Source organism: Fervidobacterium islandicum (assembly GCF_000767275.3).
Lineage (GTDB): Bacteria > Thermotogota > Thermotogae > Thermotogales > Fervidobacteriaceae > Fervidobacterium > Fervidobacterium islandicum.
This window is the reverse complement of the sequence record NZ_CP014334.2, coordinates 1,359,611-1,378,982: the sequence shown is the minus strand read 5'-3', so window position 1 is coordinate 1,378,982 and position 19,372 is coordinate 1,359,611. Positions and strand designations below refer to the sequence as shown.

Here is a 19,372-nt window from a genome sequence, read left to right as displayed (position 1 = left end):
TCATGGTTAAAGGCAGGCAACAGACTCCTTAAATGGCTTAAAAGCCAAGGTGACATAAGTTGTCCTGCCCTCAATTTTTTTAAGCTAAATTATTTATACCATATTTTTATGTAGGAGGCGACTATGCAAAATTAAATTTTTGTTTTGAGTGTGAGATAGCATAATCAATATTGAACTTCTCTTTCTTTCTCAACATTGCGTACAACGTTCGCAATAACTTGTGTACTACTGACATTATCGCTTTTTTGTACGGTATACCTTGCTGCCTTTTTCGTTCATAGTATGTTCGGAAATATTCGTTGTGAATCACTACACTCACTGCCATTAGCCATAGTATTCGTCTTAGGTGGGCATTGCCCCTTTTCGATATGTGTCCTTCTACTTTGCTTTTGCCTGATTGGGCAATGCTTGGATCGAGTCCACAATACGCAATGAGTTTTTTGTATGTACTAAATCTTGAGATATCTCCAACTTCTGCCAAGAAATGCATCGCGCTGTTTTCACCAATACCTGGTATTGACGTGAGTATCTCGATATCAAGGTTTATCGCACTACATTCGCAATATTCTTTCATCATCTTGTCGTATTCTTCAAGCTGTTGCTGTAAAAATTGTAGTTCTTTGATATTTTGCACAAGAATCTTTTCTTTCATCGGCCAATATTGAGCAATCGAGTTATTAGCGAGTTCTTTAAGTTTTTGAGCATTAAGTTTTGTACTTCTGCCACGGTCTTTGGAAAAGAACACATCCAGATTACGAGCCTTTTGAATAGCCTTGGCAGAAGGGAAATGAGAAAGAAGATTGAGGATAGTGTCACTGTAGATATTGGTAACTCTTTCGAGTTCAGGGAAAAGAACGTTGAGCAGTTTTTCGATATTGTCTTTAACTTTTGCGATGCGGTGGATAATGTTTTCGCGTGCTCTGACAATATCACGAAGCTCAGAGTTGACAAAAGCAGAAGAAGGAATTTGATGTTGTAGGTAAAACAAAGCAGTAGCGATAATGCGAGCATCGATTTTGTCGGTTTTGGTCTTTCGAAGAGAAGCAAAGTTTTTAACAGTTAGAGGATTAAAAACAGCGCAAGCAAAGTCGTTGGAAGAAAGGAAAGCCAGAAGGTTGAGATGATAACAGCCAGTAGATTCCATAGCGATGATGATGGATTGTTTTGGGAAGGCAGAGAGTTTGTTTGCGAAGGAGGAAAAGCCTTGCTGGGACATATCGAAAGAAGATTCGAAGATGATGGAACTGGGATTAGAGATAGCGCAGACGTTGAACTTATCCTTGGAAACATCGATGCCGACGAAAACAGGGAAGTTATCCATGAAAAATCCTCCTTTCGAATGATGAGGGCAGGGAGCCTGCTGAACCAATCCTCCATGCTGACGAGGGCTGAAAGCCCAACCAACTAATCATGGTTAAAGGCAGGCAACAGACTCCTTAAATGGCTTAAAAGCCAAGGTGACATAAGTTGTCCTGCCCTCAATTTTTTTAAGCTAAATTATTTATACCATATTTTTATGTAGGAGGTGAGAATGTCGTATGGGCAAGTTTAAACAAGAAGATCACAAGTTGACCTTTCGCGTGAGCGAAGATATCTTGTTAGAATTACCTGAAGAAGATGTAATGTACTTTTCTGAAAGAAAAATCACGAAAGCAAAACCTGTTGTACTGGTGTTTTCTGTTGAGGAAGATGGTAGGATAGAAAAGATAGGATTTGTTGAATTCGATTTGAGGGTTCTGAATAGGAACGCTTATATAACTTACTATGTGTCACCGGTGTGGCGTGGTAGGGGATTGGGAAAGCTCATGCTGAAAAAGGCCTTTGATTTTGCCTTTAGGGAGCTCAATCTTCACAGAATCACCGCAGAAGTGTATGAGTACAATGAACGTTCGCTAAAGTTACTCGAAGGCTTAGGCTTTCACAGGGAGGGAATACTCAAGGAAGCAAAATACCACGATGGACGGTACTGGGATATAATTATCTTAGGAATGCTTAGAGAAAACTGGAAAGATCGGTAAACGACACAGATGATTTAGAAGGTGAGAGTATGGATGGTAAAGATGGTAGAAAAGAACTGATACTTGGTGCACACATGCCCATTGGTGGTGGATTTGCAAGGGTACCAAGAGAGACCGTGGAGATAGGTGGAAACGCATTCCAAATCTTTCCTCACAATCCGCGTCAGTGGAAGGCAAAACTACCGTCTGATGACGATGTGGTTCATTTTTTGCGTGATGTTAAGAAGTACAAGCTCAACCCGGAGAATTTTATGTGTCACGCAGGCTATCTTGTAAACATAGCGAGTCCAAAGGAAGACATTTGGGAAAAGTCGGTTGAGTTACTTATCATAGAGGCGAAGATATGCGCAAGACTTGGAATAAAGTATTTGAACATACATCCGGGAAGTCATCTGGGATTGGGTGAGAAAGAGGGCATTGAAAAGGTTGCGCGCGCTTTGAACATAGTTATGGAAAAGGAAAAGAACGTCCAGATACTACTCGAGAACGTTGTTAAAAAGGGCGGGAACATAGGTTACAACTACGCACAGATGCGAGAGATAATAAGCCTTTGCAAATATGAAGACAGAATTGGATTGACCTTTGATACTTGCCACGGTTACGACGCAGGCTACGATGTAACAACAAAGGAAGGCATCAGGAACTTACTGGAGGAAATTGAACGCGAAGTGGGAATAAAAAGACTGAAATTCGTCCACCTCAACGACACGAAGAACGAACTCGGTTCGCAAAAGGACAGGCATGAGAATATAGGAAACGGCAAAATCGGCGAAAAGCTCGAAGTGTTTTTATCAGAGCCAGTTTTCAATTCACTACCGCTGATTTTAGAAACCCCCGGCGACAATCCGGAACACGCAGAGGATATAGCGAAGGTTAAGGCTATCTGGAAAAAGATAGATTGTTGAGCTTTCAAATAAACGAAAGTCGAGGTGCAATTCTAATATGCCAATTTCAAATGATGAAATGGAGTTTCATGAAAGGTTCAAAGCCCCTATCGACGTTGTCTGGAAGACATTCTATAACCCGAATGGCTGGGATCCTTGGTTTACAGATGGTATGAAGATAGATGAGGATAGCGGAGAGATATACTTCCGCTGGTTCAGGCTTACCGACGGACAAGTGGTTACGGACACGGGCAGAATCGTCAGTGTCGTTCACAAACGTATCTTTTCCTTCTGGTGGTACGAATACGAGGACGGTTATCGCTCGTTCGTTGAGCTATCTTTTCAACCAACAAGCGAAGATGAGACAATTGTAACCGTTAAGGATAGGACGTTTGTAAAAGATGAAAACGAGCTCCACATAAGGTACGGCTGTGCGTACGGTTGGGGACAGATGCTCTTGCTTGCCAAGGTGTATGTGGAGCGAGGCCTTATACTTATATGAAAACCATGATAATATCTCTTAGGGGGGATTCAAGTGAAAGCCTCTATAATTCTTAACGGGAACTCTAATGGTACGATGTACATAACCGGTGAACTTATCGTTGCCGTCGATGGTGGGGCGGAAGAATTGAGAAGAAGAAAAATAATACCACACGTGCTTATCGGTGATATGGATTCCGTTACAGATGATACGCTCGAATATTTTGAGTTAAATGGCGTCAAGATCTACACGTATCCTGCAGAAAAGGACGAGACCGACCTTGAACTTGCGCTCAACTACGTTTTTAAGCACGGAGCAACGGAAGTTGAGATATTGAATTGGCAGGGTGAAAGAATCGATATGTTGCTTGCGATGATAGGCCTTATGAGCAAGTACGACAACGTGGTAGCGATATCCGACAAGTGCGAAGTTGGTGTTATTAAAGCTGGCAAGAAAGGTACACAAACGCTAAAAGCTATCGCCGGAGAGCTATGGTCATTCGTACCGCTTTGCCATGCGGAGTTTTCAATAGAAGGTTTCAAGTATCCGTTCAGTGGAAGCATGGATATAACTACTCCGATTGGTGTTAGCAACGTGGCTCTAAGCGACATGGTGAAAGTAGAAGTGAAAAATGGTAAGGTGGTGTTCGTGCGTTGGAAGAAAAAGCCGCTGTGAAAAAGGTTGTCATATTTGGCGCCACGGGTTCGATAGGAACTCAAACGGTCGATGTAGTAAAGCAGCTCGGAGGTTTTGAGGTTGTCGGTATTTCTTTTGGTTCAAACATCGAAATAGCGTCGAGAATCATGCGAGATTTAGGTGTGGAATACTACTTTTCCAAAAAAGATATCGGCTTTGGTAAGCGGTGTCAAAGTGTTGATGAATTGTTGGAAAAGACATCTCCCGATATCGTGGTCTGCGCGATTCCGGGATTTGAAGGGGTTAAGACCACATTTTCTGCGCTAAGGTACGCAAAAAGAATAGCACTTGCAACGAAAGAAGCGTTGGTCTGCGCAGGTCCATTCGTGAAAGACTTGGCTCGAGAAAATAACGTGGAGCTCATCCCTGTTGATAGTGAACACTCCGCGATTTTCCAACTCTACGAACCACATATCGAAAAAATTCTCATAACAGCCTCCGGAGGTGCAGTTCGCGACGTCCCTCTGGAAAGAATATCCGAGCTAAAACCTTCCGACATCCTTAAACATCCGACGTGGAGTATGGGTGGTCGAATTACAGTTGACTCGGCAACTATGGTAAATAAACTTTTTGAGGTGATCGAAGCACACGAGTTGTTCAACTTAGAATACGGTAGAATCGATGTAAAAATCAACCGCTTGAGTTTCATTCACGGGATTGTCTTTTTGAAAGATGGGGTTATAAAAATCCACGCTGGGAAACCGGACATGAGGATACCAATTGCGTATGCACTTACCTATCCCGAAAGGAAGTACCACTCGTACGTGGCAGACGTTGAGGAGTTCGACCTTACGTTGTTTGACGTTGAACGTGAACGTTATCCACTCTTTTTCTACGGTTTGGAACTGACAAAAGATAATGACGATCTGGCATGGAGAATCGCACTGAACGCAGCTGATGAGGTGGCGGTTAACGCATTTCTTAACAGGGAAATAATGTTCACAGATATTGAAAAAGTAGTTAGAATGACTATTGAATATATCTTAAAGCAAAACATAAGCGTACAGTCAATCGAAGATGTCTACGAGATTGACAATTTGGCAAGAAGCTATGCGCTGAAATATGTAGAGAAGGAGGTCAAGAAATGAGCGTAATTATCAACATAATGGCATTTATTTTGGTGTTCATCTTTATCGTAGTTGTTCACGAATTTGGTCACTATCTGTTTGCCGTTTTATTCGGTGTAAAAGTCCACGAGTTCGCAATTGGGTTTGGCCCTGCGATTTACAGGAGAAAGGGCAAAAAAACAGATTTTAGAATTAATGTATTTCCTCTTGGTGGGTACGTCAGATTGAAAGGTGAGGATCCGGAAGAACAGGAAGACCCAGATTCACTTTACGGAGTTGCCGCCTGGAAGCGTTTTCTCATCGTACTTGCAGGCCCTGTATTTTCGATTTTGGCAGGTTATCTTTTATTTGTACTGATAATTTCCGGTTGGGGGTACACACCTATCATCATTGATAAAGTTATTCCAGGTTCACCTGCCCAGCAAGCGGGACTTCAACCGGACGATATAGTTTTGAAACTGAACGGGAAGCATGTCTTCGATACGACAGATATGACGAGTATAATCCGAAAAGGTAAACCGCTCACCTTGGAAGTGCTCAGAAACGCTGAACGAATAACGGTAAAAGTCACACCAGCACTTACTCAAAAGGAATACTTCGTGTATCTAAAGGACGTCAAAGGAGACATAGGCGGGAAAGTCGAGAGTGTTAATAACATTCCGTTTGAAAGGTACATGGCGAAATATCAAAAAGAATACGTCACGATAAAATCCGAAGTTGGTGAGCTGAAAGGTTTACTGGACAACGTCTCCGTTTTACCGGAAAGATACGCAATAGGTATCTACTACGGTCAGTTTTCGAATGTCTTTGCGAAAGACAACGAACTTTTTAAGAAAGGGGATAAACTGCTCAAAGTGGAGGATATGGAAGTCCAATCAACCAACGACTTAATGGACGTGGTAACGGCTCTTGGCTTGAAACCGGATGAACTTTACATACAATTCAGTGGCGACAAAGTGACTCAAGTGCTAAGACCACTCCCTGAGATGACAAAGGTTCTTTATGAATCAAACGGTACGCAAAAAGAAGTAATCGTTTCGAAAGAAAAGCTCTTAAGCGTACTTTCCGTTCCCGGAGTGCTCGAAGTAAAAGCTCCCAAACTCAAACCGCGTGGACTGGAAGCAATTTCCGTTTCAGTAGCGCGTAGCAACAGGCTCGCACTTTACATTTGGAAAACGTTACCGGGAGTGTTCTTGGGAAGGAATCTTCAGGAAGTTTCAGGACCAGTGGGTGTAGTACAAGTTATCGGACAAGCGGTGCAGTTCGGTTTGGAAACGATTCTTACGGTTGTTGCAATAATAACGATAAACTTAGGTATATTCAACCTCTTCCCACTACCGGCGTTGGACGGCGGCAGGATCATATTTGCACTTGCCGAGATGATTTCCAGAAGGAAGATAAACAGGAACGTTGAAAACCTGATACACACTGTGGGATTTTTCCTACTTTTGGGTTTCCTTTTCTTCATGACGTTCGTGGACATCAGTAGGCTCTTCACAAGATAGGTAACACTGAAAGGTGTGGTACAGTTGCTGAACAGAAGAAATTCAAGACCAGTCAAGGTGGGGAATATCGTTATTGGAGGGAACGCACCGATAGTAATACAATCGATGACAAATACCGACACGAAAGATATCGAAAAAACTGTTAAACAAATCAAGGCTTTGGTTGAAGCAGGCTGCGAAGTTGTTAGAGTGTCTTTGCCTGATATAGATAGTGCTCGGAAAGTTGGCATCATCAAGGAAAGATTAAGGCAAGAGAACGCGGATGTCCCGTTAGTGGGAGACATCCACTTCGATTATAGAATCGCTCTTGAGGCTATAAATCAAGGTATCGATAAAATTAGGATCAATCCTGGAAACATAGGGGATGAGTCGAAAGTTGTTGAGGTAGTGAAGGCTGCAAAGGAGCGCGGTATTCCCCTGAGAGTTGGTGCCAACAGTGGCTCGCTACCTAAGGACTTGGAACACTTACCAAAGTCCCAAGCGTTGGCGGAAAGTGCACTAAGAGAAGTGAGAATATTGGAAAAGCACGGGTTCTACGATATAGTTATTTCCGTTAAAAGTTCCGATGTTGTTGAAACGATAGAGGCGAACAGGCATATTGCTAAACTTGTCGATTACCCGCTCCACGTAGGTGTGACAGAAGCAGGTACTATTTACAATTCCTTGATAAAATCGTCGGTAGCACTTGGAGTACTGATACTTGATGGTATAGTAGATACATTAAGAATTTCAATTGCCGGAGACCCGGTGAACGAAGTAATTGCTGCAAAGAAACTTCTAACAGCACTACACTTAAGAAGGGGACCAAACGTAGTTGCATGTCCCACTTGTGCGAGGACGGTCTTTGATGTAGAGTCTGTGGCTTTAGAAGTGGAAAAACTAGTTGCACATGTACAAGAAGATATCACAATCTCCGTATTAGGTTGTGTGGTAAATGGTATAGGAGAAGGCAAAGATGCGGATGTCGGAATCGCAGGTGTAAAGGATGGTGTTGTTGTTTTCTATAAAGGAGAAATAATGGGGACTTACAAATTCGATGAAGGTTTGATAAAATTAAAGGAACTGGTAGCACAAGCGTTGGAGGAAAAGAAAGGTATTGAGAGAGGTCAAGAAGTTTGAAGGTTTCTTGCTAAGGGGGAATGAAACGTGAATATACTCCTTGTCAACGACGATGGTGTCACCGCTCCTGGTATACTGTGCGCAGCTAGGTATCTAAGCAAAGAACACTACGTGATAGTAAGCGCTCCAGAATCTGAACAGAGCGCAGTTGGACACGGTATAACGTTGAGATTTCCACTCTGGGCGAGGAAATTGGATATAAACGAGCCATTCGAAATGTATGCAGTCAGCGGAACGCCAGCCGATTGTGTCAAGATAGGTCTGGATGTTATATACAAAGACAAAGGGATAGTTCCAGATGTCGTAATTAGTGGAATAAACCGTGGTGAAAACCTTGGAACCGATGTTGTATACTCAGGAACGGTGAGCGGTGCTCTTGAAGGCGCTATCGCTGGTATACCTTCTATCGCCATATCGGTAGCTGACTTTAAAGACCCGCTGTACGACACTGGTGCAAAATTTCTTGTGAAATTCCTTAGAGAGTTCGACTTAAAACTCATCCCCAGATTCACGGCTTTAAACATCAACGTTCCATCGATACCTTACAAGCAAGTAAAAGGTTGGAAGCTCACAAGGCAGAGCAAACGCAGGTATGAGGATTACTTTGAAAAGCGCTTAGACCCATACGGTAGAGAGTACTACTGGATGCTCGGTGATATAATAGAAGATGACCCGGATCCGAGGGCTGATTACAAGGCGCTCGCTGAAGGTTATATATCAGTAACACCTATAACTATATTCATGACGAATGAAAAACTGCTTGAAGAATTGGAGGGAATCTATGGTGAAGGTCAGGATTTTGGGAGATCCGATACTTAGAAAAAAGGCACAACCGGTAAATGATTTTGCACAGGTCCGTGCGATTTTAGAGGAATTTAAAATGACGATGTACGCAGAAGATGGAGTAGGACTCGCTGCACCTCAGGTTGGGTTATCTTTGCGTTTCTTTGGGATGGACGATGGTAGCGGTTTTAAAATGGTTGTTAATCCTGAAATAATAGAGCATTCCGATGAGAAGGAACTTGGAGAAGAAGGCTGTTTGAGTATTCCAGGTGTTTTCGCCGATGTCTGGAGATTCAAATGGGTGCGCGTGAGATATCAAGACGAACATGGGACATACCACGAAGAACTTCTTGAAGGTTACCCTGCACGCATATTCCAGCACGAATATGACCACCTTGATGGTGTCTTATTTATCGACCATCTCGATACAAAAACACGAACGGCTCTATCACAGCAACTGAAAAAGATAATGGAAGAAAGAAAAAGGGAAATGACAAAATAAAAAGAAAAATTAAGAGTATTAAAGTTATTTGCATAATTTAGACTCTTGTGTTATAATACGTCCGAGGACCGAAGTTGGTTTGCTCGGAGGTGATTCAAATGGAAAAGAAAGTAGTGAAGAATTTTACGTTGACTTACGAACTCGATATTCTCAACAAGAAGATCAAGCTCAACGGGTACCCGGAAGAAGATTTGAAAGACTTTTTGCCTAAGCTGAAGGCTTCTGATGATGTTATCTCCCAGATGCTTTACAAAGACATCGTAGAGAATGCAATAACAGAGATGCGTGTTATGGCATGGTCTGGAATGGATATCAAAGAATGGTTGAAAGACGTAGGAGTAGAAGCTCAGGAGTGAGAAAGTCCTAAAGCCAGTAAAAAATGAAGAAAATCAAAATGGAAGCGGGCAGAACGCCCGCTTTCTCTTTCTTTATGTTCTCTTGTTTGTGCTATAATATCCTTAGTCTCGGAGGTGGTACTTATGGTACGTTCAGAGGAACACGTTGACAGAAAATCCTCGTTTTTAGTAGCTTCCGTAATCTTAGGAGTAGCATTCGTAATCGGCATGTCTATCTTTGGATATTTCTTCTATATTTCAAAATTACCGCAAAAGACACTTTCAGTAACTGGAAGTGCAAGGGAACTGGTTGTCTCAGATGTCGCAAAGTGGGGATCGAGTTACTCAGTTAAAGTACCAGAATCCAAGTTAAACTATGGCTTTAGACTGATGAAAGAGCATGAGAAAAAGGTGTTGGATATCTTTGAGAAGAATGGTATAAATAAAGATGAAATCACCTTGTCGGCGATAAGCGTATCGGAGATGTACGTTGAACCAACGCAAGTTGTTGAAAGACAGTACGTTTTGACGCAGTTCATCAACGTTCAAACTAACGACGTTGATGGCATAGCACAAAAGGTTAAGAACATAACACAGGAGATCTTGGATTTGGGAGTGGCATTCCAGGCAAACCCGGTGGAGTACTATTATTCAAAGTTGGCAGAAAAGCGGGTTCAACTGCTTTCAAGTGCCGTTCGAGATGCAAGAAGGCGTGCAGAAGAGATTGCCAAAAGTGGAGGGCTGCACGTAGGAAAGGTGATTAGTGCAAAGAGTGGAGTTGTCCAAGTGCTCGCACCAAACAGTGTCGAAGTGAGTGATTACGGTACGTATGATACATCGACAAAAGAGAAGGAAATAATGGTTACAGTCAATGTTGTGTTCGAGGCGAAATAACATTTAGAAAGCCAACAATATTCTTGAGAAAAGAACCAGAAGGAGGCGTGGACATGAGAGACTATATGGCTGAGTACAGAAAGTGGCTTGAAAGCCCGTACGTCGATGAAAAGACAAAGGAAGAGTTAAGAGCTTTAGAGGGAAACGAAGAAGAGATAAAAGAAAGATTCTTGTTTGACTTAGAGTTCGGAACTGCTGGATTAAGAGGAAAGATAGGTGCCGGAACGAACCGTATGAATATCTACACCGTTTCGCAGGCAACCCAAGGGCTTGCAGACTATATCAACAACCGTGGAGAAGATTACGCAAAGCGTGGTGTAGTGATCGCTTACGATGTAAGACGTATGTCGAAAGAATTCGCAAGGATTACAGCCCAGGTGCTCGCTGCAAATGGTATACAGGTGTATCTATTTGATGATATCAGGCCAACTCCTGTGCTTTCCTTTGCCGTCCGATACCTTGGAACGGCTTCTGGTATCGTTATTACCGCAAGCCATAATCCACCCGAGTACAACGGATACAAGGTCTACTGGGAAAAAGGCTCGCAGATTACCGATGATATAGCAAAACCCATTGAGGAAAACATAAGGAAGATAACAGATTTCGGGATGATAAAGAAAATGGATTTTGATGAAGCTTTAGCGAAGGGATTAATAAGGATAGTCGGTTCAGAAGTTGACAACGCTTACTTTGAAAAGATGCTCTCGTTGGCACTTTGCGATGACATAGATAAGAACATCTCCATCATTTACACACCGCTCCACGGAACAGGTGGACGATTTGTAAGACATGTGCTTGAAAAGCGAGGCTTTACGAACTATTTCATAGTTCCTGAACAAGAACAACCAGATGGAGAATTTCCAACTGTTGAGTACCCAAATCCGGAGGACTTGAAAGCGTTCAACCTTGCGCTCGAGTATGCCAAAAAGCGTGATGCAGATATCGTTCTTGCAACGGATCCGGATGCGGATAGAAACGCAGTCATGGTCAAGTGCAATGGTGAATACGTAGCGTTGAACGGTAACCAGACCGGTGCATTGCTAATAGAATACTTGCTCTCTCAGAGAAAAAGGAAAGGAATACTTCCGAAAAACGGCATCATTATCAAGTCAATAGTTACGGGAGACCTCGGAAAACTTATCGCCAAAACTTACGGTGTTGAGACATTCGAAACACTGACAGGATTCAAGAATATATGCGGTCTTGAGAATGAACTCGAGGGAAAGTATTCGTTCCAATTTGGATACGAAGAGAGCATAGGGTACGTGACAGGCGATTTCGTCAGGGACAAAGATGGTGTGATGATGTCGATGATTATCTCGGAAATGGCAGCGTACTACAAAAAACAAGGTAAGACGCTTTTAGATGTGCTTGAATCACTTTATAAAACATATGGTTACTATCTTGAGGACAACTTTTCTCTGATCTACGAAGGACTCAAGGGAATGGAAAAGATTAAGCGTATTATGGAGGTCTTTAGAAAGAAATATCCAAAGGAAATCGGGACGTTGGACTTAGTCAAATACATAGATTACTTAGAAAGAAAAATATACGATGCTCACGGAAAAGAAATAGGAGAAGTTGAAAAGCACATCCCATCTTCAAACGTCCTTAGATTCTTCCTGAGCGACGGTTCATGGTATGCGATAAGACCGTCTGGTACGGAACCGAAGTTAAAGGTCTACATTTATACAGTCGACAAAGTGAAAGAAGAGGCAAAAAAGAAACTGTCTGTTATAAAAGATACTATATTGAAACTCATAGCCGAAGCTTGAAAATTCAACAACAAATCTTCACACCTTGACAGATTATTAACCGTGGTGGTATAATATCCCACGGAGCCGGGGTGGCGGAATTGGCAGACGCAGCGGACTTAAAATCCGCTGGGAGTTAGACTCCCGTGTCGGTTCGACTCCGATCCCCGGCACCAGGTGGGAGTAATCAAATGAAGGCTAATATAGATAGACGTCGCGGGGTAGAGCAGTCTGGCAGCTCGTTGGGCTCATAACCCAAAGGTCGTGGGTTCAAATCCCACCCCCGCTACCAGAAAAGAACCGGGCACAAGAAGTGCCCGGTTTTTATTTTTTTGGTTAAATGGAGTTTGGTAAGCACATTCACCTGATTTTAAAAGCTAAAAGCTAAGCTTTGCTCTTTTAATTCTGACTTCCTGGAATGTACAACGAGAATTTTTCTGCGAAGTTGACATACGTAGTTTCAGTTAATTGAACAACCTTTGTTGGATGGAATCTCAATCCAACACCGAAGACGAGTAGGTAAACCTTACCTGCCTTTCCTACTGTTATCGTAGCATTTGGAGGAACGATTATATCGTAATTCGTTTTTATCCTCGGTTCTTTGAAGTAGAAGAACCTGTAATTTGAAAGTCCAGGTTTTAGCTCACCACTGAAGTACGTTTTTTGGCTATCCTTTATTGAAAACCAGCTACTTTCGTTGCCTGTTACAAAAACCATGAAATAACCAGTTGTGGGATCGTCGTTTATCGATACGAGTACCTTTTCGAAATCGTAACCGAACTCTCGCAAGTAGTTTGCCGCAGCGATATATTTATCAACTAAAGAATTTGGTGCAAGGAGTTCTTTGATTCTTTCATTTTCCGATTTCATTTCAGTAACCTTTGCATCCACGTAACTTTTTAGCTCATCGTATTTTTTTAGGATCTGTGTGTAGCGTATGAAGTTTCCAACCGAGAGAATCACCGAAACAACAACAATTAAGAAGAACAACATGCCGAAAAAAGAAGAAAAATCTCTTGCTCTTTTCTTTTTAGTCACAGGCACCTCTTATCACTCCCAAAGGAAAAAAGGTTTCTTTATAAACTTCACATAACTTGTCGTGCTTTTTTTGACACGGCTCGTGCCTTGATCAGCAGTCCTATAAGCGCGGAGAAGACAACTGTTGAAGTTCCTCCATAGCTTATAAACGGCAGAGGAATTCCGGTAACAGGTAGTATCCCCAGATTCATCCCCACGTTTTCAAATACGTGAAAGGCAAAGATAGAACTTACTCCAATTACAACAAATTCCCAGAAGTCGTCCTTATACCGTCCTATTTGAAGCAAACCTGCTAAGAGTATTATACCATACAACCCCACTAAGATAAGACTGCCAATTAGACCGAACTGTTCTGCGAAAGCGGAAAAGATGAAATCGGTGTGCTGCATTGGGACAATATGCATGTTCGTGCCTGTTCCAAGTCCGTAACCAGTCCCGTAAACACCACCGTTAGCTATCACAGACCTTGACATAATAACATTATATGCGCCTTCTTGGAAGTGTTCCTCAGGATTAAAGAGCGCAAGTATGCGAACGCGTTGATAGTCTTCCAGCAGGAAGAAAAAAGCAAAAGGTATTGAAACCAAACCAAGAACGATGATGACGAGTATGTATTTCTTTTCCACGTCACTTGCAAGGAGCATTGAAAACCATATAAACGCCATCAGTAAGGTCATGCCCAAGTCTGGCTCCAAGAATATGAGTCCAGCTGGAAGTAAAGTCATAACGGATAAAATAAGCGCCTTTGTTTTGTGATACTGTGAAAATATAGTTGCCATCATCAAAACCACAGCAAATTTGAATATCTCAGAGGGTTGTAGATCGAATGCGCCTATGTCTATCCAACGACGTGCACCATACACCGTTTTTCCAAAGATAAGCACCAGTACCAATAATACCACAGAGATGGCGTAAAGATATTTTGCATATGCTTTTATTCTTGCCTCTTTTTCAAATATTATGTAAATCATTGCGGCGATACCAACGATGTCCCATACAAGTTGTTTGATAAATCGCGACTGCTGTGAAGTGTCTTTGACCACGCTTCTTAATGTGAGAAGACCAAGAATCATAAGTATTATAACAACAATGATTAGTAAGTAATCGAGCAATGAGAATTCGTTCTCTTTGATTTTGAAGAGGTTGGACTTGTATTTCAGATATTCCACCACCTTAAAGTTTTTAGTGGTTGCGCTCTGGGATTTTATCTTCCAGTGCGTTATCTTGTTGAGATACAAGGTACAAGTTGATTCTTTCTTCGAGTTTACAATACTGGCACTTTTCTTCAGTTGTTGGATAACCGCACTTAGAACAAGCTCTTAATTCTACCTCGTGGTTCTTGGACAGTTGGTCTTTGAACTTTTCAAAGTATCCGAATAGAAACCGGTGTTTTACACCCGGTTGCTCGTATTCTAATAGGTTCAGGTGTTTTTTATACATAGAACTGGTGGCACCTTTTGAGAATGGACACTTTTGTTCCATGAATGGAATGCTATTTAAAAAGACGTACGCATAAGTTTCCTTTTCCGAAACGTAAATCAAAGGTTTGGCTTTCCTCACGAATTTTTCGTGCGTTTTTTCAAGCACTGGCCATTGTCGTACCATGTATTCTGTTTGCCAGTTCATTATGTTCCCAAATAAGAACGTTGCCTCGTCGTCCATGTTATGTCCTGTCACCAGAACTGTGAAGCCATTCTCTACTGCGTACCTGTTCATCCAGTGTCGCCGTACGATACCACAGATACTGCAAACAGGTCTTTTCACAATCTTTGCAATCTCACCTGTTCCGAGTCCACCGAAGTATTGTGTAACATCGTGTACGTTTACTTTTGCACCTGTGGCTTCCTCCAGTTGTTTTACAACGCGTTCAGCGGCGTTAGTATGTCGTCCCATTTTTAAGAACAGACCTTCAACATCGTAACCAAGTCTTTTTAGAGCGTACAGCACAGCTGCACTATCTTTTCCACTCGAGACGGCTACCAGTATCTTGTCCTTCTTTGTGAACATTTTAAAATGCGTGATGCCTTTCTGAACTCTGCTTTCGAAGAATTCTATGAAATGTTCTTTGCAAAGTGCTATGTTGTGTGCTCTTAGGTGAATCACAGCTTGATTAGAACACTTTTTACATTTCACTTATGAGATTCCTCCTTTTGTTAAACTTCATCCCTCAATTATACCGAAAACCCCCGCTTTTGAACAGCGGGGGTTGAAAATTTTTCAATTAACTGATGTCTTTCTAATTAATTGTACCTGAATGAGAAGACGGAGTTAACACCGTTGTAGTAGTAGAAAATCCCAATGTAGTCGCCTTTCTTGATGTTGTCTACAACCTTGTTCCAGTCGTTCACATTTCTTATGTTGTAGGAGTATCCATTCACAGAGATTCGGTAGATCACAGCACCTACTCTAATGTAAGAATTTTTGGATTCTTTGACGATTACACCTTCCAAACCTGCTGGTATTCTGTATGTGGACCTGTCATCCGCTGTTAAGTTTGCAACTTTAAGTCCGTAGAATTCTTTTGAAGTGGATGTCGCAGAACCGTTCTGGCTTGGTAGTGTTCCGAGAGCCACTTCTACTGTCATCTCTTTACCTGCCCTGTTGAGTGTCACTTTAACTTTCGTCCCAGGAGTGTAATTTCGGACAAGTGAAGTTAGTTCCTCGGCACTTTCAACTACCTGACCGTTGAATTTTACAATAACATCTCCCTCTTTGATACCTGCCTTTGCAGCTGGTGAGTCCTTCTCGACCTGAAACACATACACACCTTTTGTGACTTTAAGACCTAAACTCTTAGCAAGCTCTTCTGTAACGGTTTGGACGTAAACTCCAAGGTACGCCTTTTCGACCTTTCCTGTTGCAATAATCTGGTTTATGAACCTCTTGGCTACGTTAATTGGTATTGCAAAACCGATATTCATCGCTTGTGTTGGATTTATAATCGCAGTATTAATTCCAATGACCTGACCGTAGATGTTTAGCAGTGGACCACCGCTGTTACCTGGGTTGATTGCAGCATCGGTTTGAATAAGGTTTGTGTAGTAACCAGAACCGTCCGGCTTTGGTATCTTTCTGCCTGTAGCCGAAATAACGCCAACGGTTACTGTGTGTTGGAAGCCAAGGGGATTTCCAATCGCTATCGCCCATTCACCTATCTGGAGTTTGTCCGAGTCGCCCATTTCAAGAACAGGCAAATCCTTTGTTGGTTTAATCTTTATAACTGCTATATCGAGTTCCTCATCTCCTCCGATATACTGTGCATCGTATATATCGCCGTTTAGCATGGTAACGGTGATCTTTTTAGCACCTTTGACAACATGGTAGTTCGTAACGATGTATCCCTCTTTACTGATGATGAATCCAGAACCAACGCTGTTCGACTCCTCGAACTGTCTAGGAATATCCCCAAAAAACTGCCTGTAGAACTCTCTGATAAATGGATCAATGTAAACTTCTGTCTGAACGACCACATCTATCTTCACTACCGCCGGAGCTGCTACTTTTACAACGTTGACTATGGGGCTCTGGTAATCCGCGTTTACAATGGCAAAAGAAACAGCAGCGAAAATTACCAAAAGACCAACAAAAAACTTCTTTGTGTTTTGAATAGCCTTCATATCGAACACCTCCTCTTTCGATTTTTTGTTTATAAATCTTTCTTCAGCTAAGACCAATAGAATTATAGCATACCTAAGCTTAAATTTTCCTTAAAAGGAATAACTCCGTAGTGAAAGAGAATACCGAAAGGAGATGCTAGTCTGAGGGATTTAAACGAGTTTTTCTCTGTAGAGTTTCTTGTTTTGCTTAATTTGGAAAGAAAGCGCAGTATTTACTTTTGTGAAGAAATATGGTAAAATGTAAATGCAACGTTACAAACCAGGAGGTGTTGTTAATGGTTATCAGACTTATCTTAGGCAGAGAAAATCCACTGACTGTGGATATCACAGATGAAACGCCAATGCTCGTTATTTTACGCGACCTTTTCTATTCTGGTGATTGGTACAACATGAGAAAGGATTTTGAAGATCGTAAAGAACTTTGCGACGAGATTAAGAAACTCGAACTGTTGGAAGAGAAGGTAGTTTCTCTTAATGAAATTATATACGAACCGATAGTATGGAGCGAGGTTGTGGAATTTTTAGAACAGTACGGAATGACGCCGGAGAAATTTCTCCATGCAACTGCTGATGGATTGTACGAATTGGCAGTAGAATACGCCGATAAGAACCAGATAGAGGTTGCTAAAGATATCTTAAAGTTTGCAATGAAGCTCGACAAGAATTACGCCCCTGCGTACGAATTCTACGGTTCGCTGTTACTTGAAGAAAACGATGTCGAAGGGGCTATTAAATATCTTACAAGGTCTATTGAACTTGACCCGTGGCTTGTTCAGTCTTACTCTATGATTGGTGAAGCGTATTACAATATAGGAGATTACGAAAAGGCGGTTGAGTACTGGGAAAAAGAATTAAGACTTTCTCCAACAAATACGTTTACCTACTTCATGCTTGCAGACGCCTATTCAAAGATGGGAAAGGTAGAGAAGGCAATAGAGGTACTGGAGAAATTCAGGGAATCTTCAGAGAACAGTATAATCGCGCTCTTTGAACTGGCCGAGCTTTACAGAAAGCTTGGAAACGAAGAAAAGGCGAAAGAATACGAAAGTTTGATTATGGAAATCGACCCAAGGAACGATCCCAACGGTATAGATATATGGGCTAAGGTACATCTGAAAAAAGGCAATTACGATAAAGTGATCCAAGTTATCGAGAACGTTGTGAGAACCAATCCGGAGGCAAGGCATTTGAACCTTGTTCTGGCTGTTGCATACGCTAAGACAAACCAGTACGAGAAGGCAAGGAAAATTGTAGAGGAATTGAGAGAGGATAATTTCTGGTACCTTTACGGAAAGCGCGAATTCTTTGATGAACTCCTCACGCAGTCTGAGAAGGAATTATGTGGAATAAAGTAAGTTTGTTGTTTTGGTTTGCTTTAGGAACAATTTTTGGTAGTTTTGCAAACGTGCTAATATACAGACCAATCGCGGGGCTCAAGTTAACAGAGCCCCGTTTTTCAGTTTGCCCGCACTGTCGAAGACGTATTGCTTGGTATGATAATATCCCAATAATCAGTTTTATTCTCCTTCGCGGCAAATGTAGACATTGCGGTGGGAAGATTTCTTTAAGGTATCCGCTTGTTGAATTGTCCTTTGGACTCTCTTTCCTTGTTAACCACTTACTCTTTCCTACGGATATAGCTTTAGCAATGGATGCAATTTTCGTAGCTTCGGTTCCAGCTCTGTTCACAGATTTCAAGCTCATGCTCTTACCTGATTACACGTGGATAACTGTACTGATTTCTTCATTTTTAATAAACCTCTTTCATTTCAAGGCTCTTATACTTTTGGATGCTCTTGGTGCACTGATTTCACTTGGAATACTATTTGTGCTGAAACTCAGGTACAAAGATGGTATAGGTGAGGGGGATTTGTTCTTGCTCCCCGTTTATGCCTTCGCGGTTGGCATAACTTTCATGCCTTTTCTTTTGCTTGGCTCTTCTTTAGGAGGTATAGTTTATTCACTCTTACGGAAAGACCGCCTGATACCGTTCGGGCCATTTATAATATTTTTTGGTTACTTGCTTCTCTTCTTAAGAGTATTCTTATACGTTTGAACTCCCTGTTTAACAATGTTGTTTAAATTGAGCTTTGTGCTATAATAATTTCAGATATGTTCTTTTGTTCCCAGAACAACCTGGGATTTTTTGTGTTTTGAATAAATTTTGTGTTTTGAATAAATATAGCGATTCTTATGTTCTTAGGAGGAGACTTAGCCGTGCGTGTACTTTTGACTGTAGTTTTCTTAGCTATCATCTTCTCATTGCTGATTTTAGTGGACCTTTTCCCACTGAAGTACTACGATATTGTTGTCCAGTACGCTGGAGATTTGGATCCACTTTTAGTGATAAGTGTGATACGTGCGGAAAGTAGTTTTAGAACAAGTGCAAAATCGAATGTCGGAGCTTATGGACTTATGCAACTTATGCCAGAGACAGCAGAATGGATAAACAGAAAATTCAAAACAAACTTTGACTATACAACAGTAGAAGGAAACATAGCGCTCGGATGTAAGTATTTGAACTACCTGATGGAAAAAGATGGTGACCTCAGAACGGCTTTAGTTCATTACAATACAGGCCCATACGCTTCAGATGACATTAAGACAGATGCTGGCGGACGTTATGTCAGAAAGGTGTTGACCTTTTACAGGATTTATCGCTTCCTTTACAGGAGATGA

At 41.7% G+C, this 19,372-nt stretch carries 20 protein-coding genes and 2 tRNA genes; 17 read left to right on the top strand and 5 right to left on the bottom strand.

All coding sequences use genetic code 11. The features are described from left to right. Window positions 1-121 precede the first annotated feature (121 nt). On the bottom strand, window positions 122-1,321 hold the full coding sequence (locus tag NA23_RS06600; protein ID WP_236938321.1) for an IS110 family RNA-guided transposase: 1,200 nt from the start codon (window positions 1,319-1,321) through the stop codon (window positions 122-124). A 217-nt stretch (window positions 1,322-1,538) separates the two neighbouring features. On the opposite strand from NA23_RS06600, the gene NA23_RS06595 reads away from it, so the two are divergent. From NA23_RS06595 to NA23_RS06530, 14 genes are all read left to right on the top strand, one after another. Next, on the top strand, window positions 1,539-2,018 hold the full coding sequence (locus tag NA23_RS06595; protein WP_033191946.1) for a GNAT family N-acetyltransferase: 480 nt from the start codon (window positions 1,539-1,541) through the stop codon (window positions 2,016-2,018). 29 nt (window positions 2,019-2,047) lie between these two features. Beyond that, window positions 2,048-2,923, top strand: a complete 876-nt coding sequence (locus NA23_RS06590) for a deoxyribonuclease IV (RefSeq protein WP_033191945.1) — start codon at window positions 2,048-2,050, stop codon at window positions 2,921-2,923. Window positions 2,924-2,960: 37 nt separating this feature from the next. Continuing rightward, a complete protein-coding gene (locus NA23_RS06585) occupies window positions 2,961-3,404 on the top strand; it encodes an SRPBCC family protein (protein ID WP_052107189.1) in 444 nt (147 codons plus the stop codon). A gap of 33 nt (window positions 3,405-3,437) precedes the next feature. Further along, window positions 3,438-4,058, top strand: a complete 621-nt coding sequence (locus NA23_RS06580) for a thiamine diphosphokinase (RefSeq protein WP_033191944.1) — start codon at window positions 3,438-3,440, stop codon at window positions 4,056-4,058. Then, window positions 4,037-5,167: a 1-deoxy-D-xylulose-5-phosphate reductoisomerase gene (gene dxr, locus NA23_RS06575; protein WP_033191943.1), complete on the top strand. Its 1,131-nt coding sequence runs from the start codon at window positions 4,037-4,039 to the stop codon at window positions 5,165-5,167. Before NA23_RS06580 ends, dxr begins: the two co-directional genes overlap by 22 nt. Then, entirely contained in the window at window positions 5,164-6,651 is a 1,488-nt protein-coding gene (locus tag NA23_RS06570) for a site-2 protease family protein (RefSeq protein ID WP_052107188.1), read from the top strand. Before dxr ends, NA23_RS06570 begins: the two co-directional genes overlap by 4 nt. Before the next feature lie 15 nt (window positions 6,652-6,666). Beyond that, complete coding sequence (ispG, locus tag NA23_RS06565; RefSeq protein ID WP_145974455.1) at window positions 6,667-7,770, top strand: flavodoxin-dependent (E)-4-hydroxy-3-methylbut-2-enyl-diphosphate synthase; 1,104 nt, start codon at window positions 6,667-6,669, stop codon at window positions 7,768-7,770. A 27-nt stretch (window positions 7,771-7,797) separates the two neighbouring features. Beyond that, window positions 7,798-8,589, top strand: coding sequence for a 5'/3'-nucleotidase SurE (gene surE / locus NA23_RS06560; RefSeq protein ID WP_033191942.1), 792 nt, complete (start codon window positions 7,798-7,800; stop codon window positions 8,587-8,589). Then, window positions 8,552-9,055, top strand: a complete 504-nt coding sequence (def, locus tag NA23_RS06555) for a peptide deformylase (protein WP_033191941.1) — start codon at window positions 8,552-8,554, stop codon at window positions 9,053-9,055. The genes surE and def overlap by 38 nt, the downstream gene beginning before the upstream one ends. 98 nt (window positions 9,056-9,153) lie before the next feature. Beyond that, entirely contained in the window at window positions 9,154-9,411 is a 258-nt protein-coding gene (locus NA23_RS06550) for a hypothetical protein (protein ID WP_033191940.1), read from the top strand. A gap of 123 nt (window positions 9,412-9,534) precedes the next feature. After that, complete coding sequence (locus NA23_RS06545; protein ID WP_033191939.1) at window positions 9,535-10,284, top strand: SIMPL domain-containing protein; 750 nt, start codon at window positions 9,535-9,537, stop codon at window positions 10,282-10,284. A 53-nt stretch (window positions 10,285-10,337) separates the two neighbouring features. Further along, a complete protein-coding gene (locus NA23_RS06540) occupies window positions 10,338-12,059 on the top strand; it encodes a phospho-sugar mutase (RefSeq protein ID WP_033191938.1) in 1,722 nt (573 codons plus the stop codon). A 65-nt stretch (window positions 12,060-12,124) separates the two neighbouring features. Continuing rightward, a tRNA-Leu gene (locus NA23_RS06535) sits at window positions 12,125-12,214 on the top strand. Window positions 12,215-12,253: 39 nt separating this feature from the next. Next, a tRNA-Met gene (locus NA23_RS06530) sits at window positions 12,254-12,330 on the top strand. Window positions 12,331-12,437: 107 nt separating this feature from the next. Here the strand turns inward: NA23_RS06530 and NA23_RS06525 are convergent. The 4 genes from NA23_RS06525 to NA23_RS06510 form a co-directional block, all read right to left on the bottom strand. Next, window positions 12,438-13,082, bottom strand: coding sequence for a hypothetical protein (locus NA23_RS06525; protein WP_052107187.1), 645 nt, complete (start codon window positions 13,080-13,082; stop codon window positions 12,438-12,440). A gap of 41 nt (window positions 13,083-13,123) precedes the next feature. Next, window positions 13,124-14,245 (bottom strand): FtsW/RodA/SpoVE family cell cycle protein, encoded by a 1,122-nt coding sequence (locus NA23_RS06520; RefSeq protein WP_236938333.1) that lies wholly within the window; start codon window positions 14,243-14,245, stop codon window positions 13,124-13,126. A 13-nt stretch (window positions 14,246-14,258) separates the two neighbouring features. Beyond that, window positions 14,259-15,209 carry a TIGR00269 family protein gene (locus NA23_RS06515; RefSeq protein ID WP_052107186.1) on the bottom strand — a complete coding sequence of 317 codons (951 nt, stop codon included), beginning with the start codon at window positions 15,207-15,209 and terminating at the stop codon, window positions 14,259-14,261. Between the two features lie 107 nt (window positions 15,210-15,316). Beyond that, complete coding sequence (locus NA23_RS06510; protein WP_033191937.1) at window positions 15,317-16,693, bottom strand: Do family serine endopeptidase; 1,377 nt, start codon at window positions 16,691-16,693, stop codon at window positions 15,317-15,319. A 275-nt stretch (window positions 16,694-16,968) separates the two neighbouring features. Between NA23_RS06510 and NA23_RS06505 the strand changes: the two genes are divergently transcribed. The 3 genes from NA23_RS06505 to NA23_RS06490 all read left to right on the top strand — a co-directional run bounded on the left by NA23_RS06505 (window position 16,969) and on the right by NA23_RS06490 (window position 19,372). Further along, window positions 16,969-18,048 (top strand): tetratricopeptide repeat protein, encoded by a 1,080-nt coding sequence (locus NA23_RS06505; protein WP_033191936.1) that lies wholly within the window; start codon window positions 16,969-16,971, stop codon window positions 18,046-18,048. After that, window positions 18,033-18,749 carry a prepilin peptidase gene (locus NA23_RS06495; protein WP_033191935.1) on the top strand — a complete coding sequence of 239 codons (717 nt, stop codon included), beginning with the start codon at window positions 18,033-18,035 and terminating at the stop codon, window positions 18,747-18,749. The genes NA23_RS06505 and NA23_RS06495 overlap by 16 nt, the downstream gene beginning before the upstream one ends. Window positions 18,750-18,910: 161 nt before the next feature. Next, window positions 18,911-19,372, top strand: coding sequence for a lytic transglycosylase domain-containing protein (locus NA23_RS06490; protein WP_033191934.1), 462 nt, complete (start codon window positions 18,911-18,913; stop codon window positions 19,370-19,372).

Coding starts and splice junctions, on each gene's coding strand:
- NA23_RS06600 (WP_236938321.1), bottom strand. CDS start 1,321: ATGGATAACTTCCCTGTTTTCGTCGGCATCGATGTTTCCAAGGATAAG.
- NA23_RS06595 (WP_033191946.1), top strand. CDS start 1,539: ATGGGCAAGTTTAAACAAGAAGATCACAAGTTGACCTTTCGCGTGAGC.
- NA23_RS06590 (WP_033191945.1), top strand. CDS start 2,048: ATGGATGGTAAAGATGGTAGAAAAGAACTGATACTTGGTGCACACATG.
- NA23_RS06585 (WP_052107189.1), top strand. CDS start 2,961: ATGCCAATTTCAAATGATGAAATGGAGTTTCATGAAAGGTTCAAAGCC.
- NA23_RS06570 (WP_052107188.1), top strand. CDS start 5,164: ATGAGCGTAATTATCAACATAATGGCATTTATTTTGGTGTTCATCTTT.
- def (WP_033191941.1), top strand. CDS start 8,552: ATGGTGAAGGTCAGGATTTTGGGAGATCCGATACTTAGAAAAAAGGCA.
- NA23_RS06550 (WP_033191940.1), top strand. CDS start 9,154: ATGGAAAAGAAAGTAGTGAAGAATTTTACGTTGACTTACGAACTCGAT.
- NA23_RS06545 (WP_033191939.1), top strand. CDS start 9,535: ATGGTACGTTCAGAGGAACACGTTGACAGAAAATCCTCGTTTTTAGTA.
- NA23_RS06540 (WP_033191938.1), top strand. CDS start 10,338: ATGAGAGACTATATGGCTGAGTACAGAAAGTGGCTTGAAAGCCCGTAC.
- NA23_RS06510 (WP_033191937.1), bottom strand. CDS start 16,693: ATGAAGGCTATTCAAAACACAAAGAAGTTTTTTGTTGGTCTTTTGGTA.
- NA23_RS06505 (WP_033191936.1), top strand. CDS start 16,969: ATGGTTATCAGACTTATCTTAGGCAGAGAAAATCCACTGACTGTGGAT.
- NA23_RS06495 (WP_033191935.1), top strand. CDS start 18,033: ATGTGGAATAAAGTAAGTTTGTTGTTTTGGTTTGCTTTAGGAACAATT.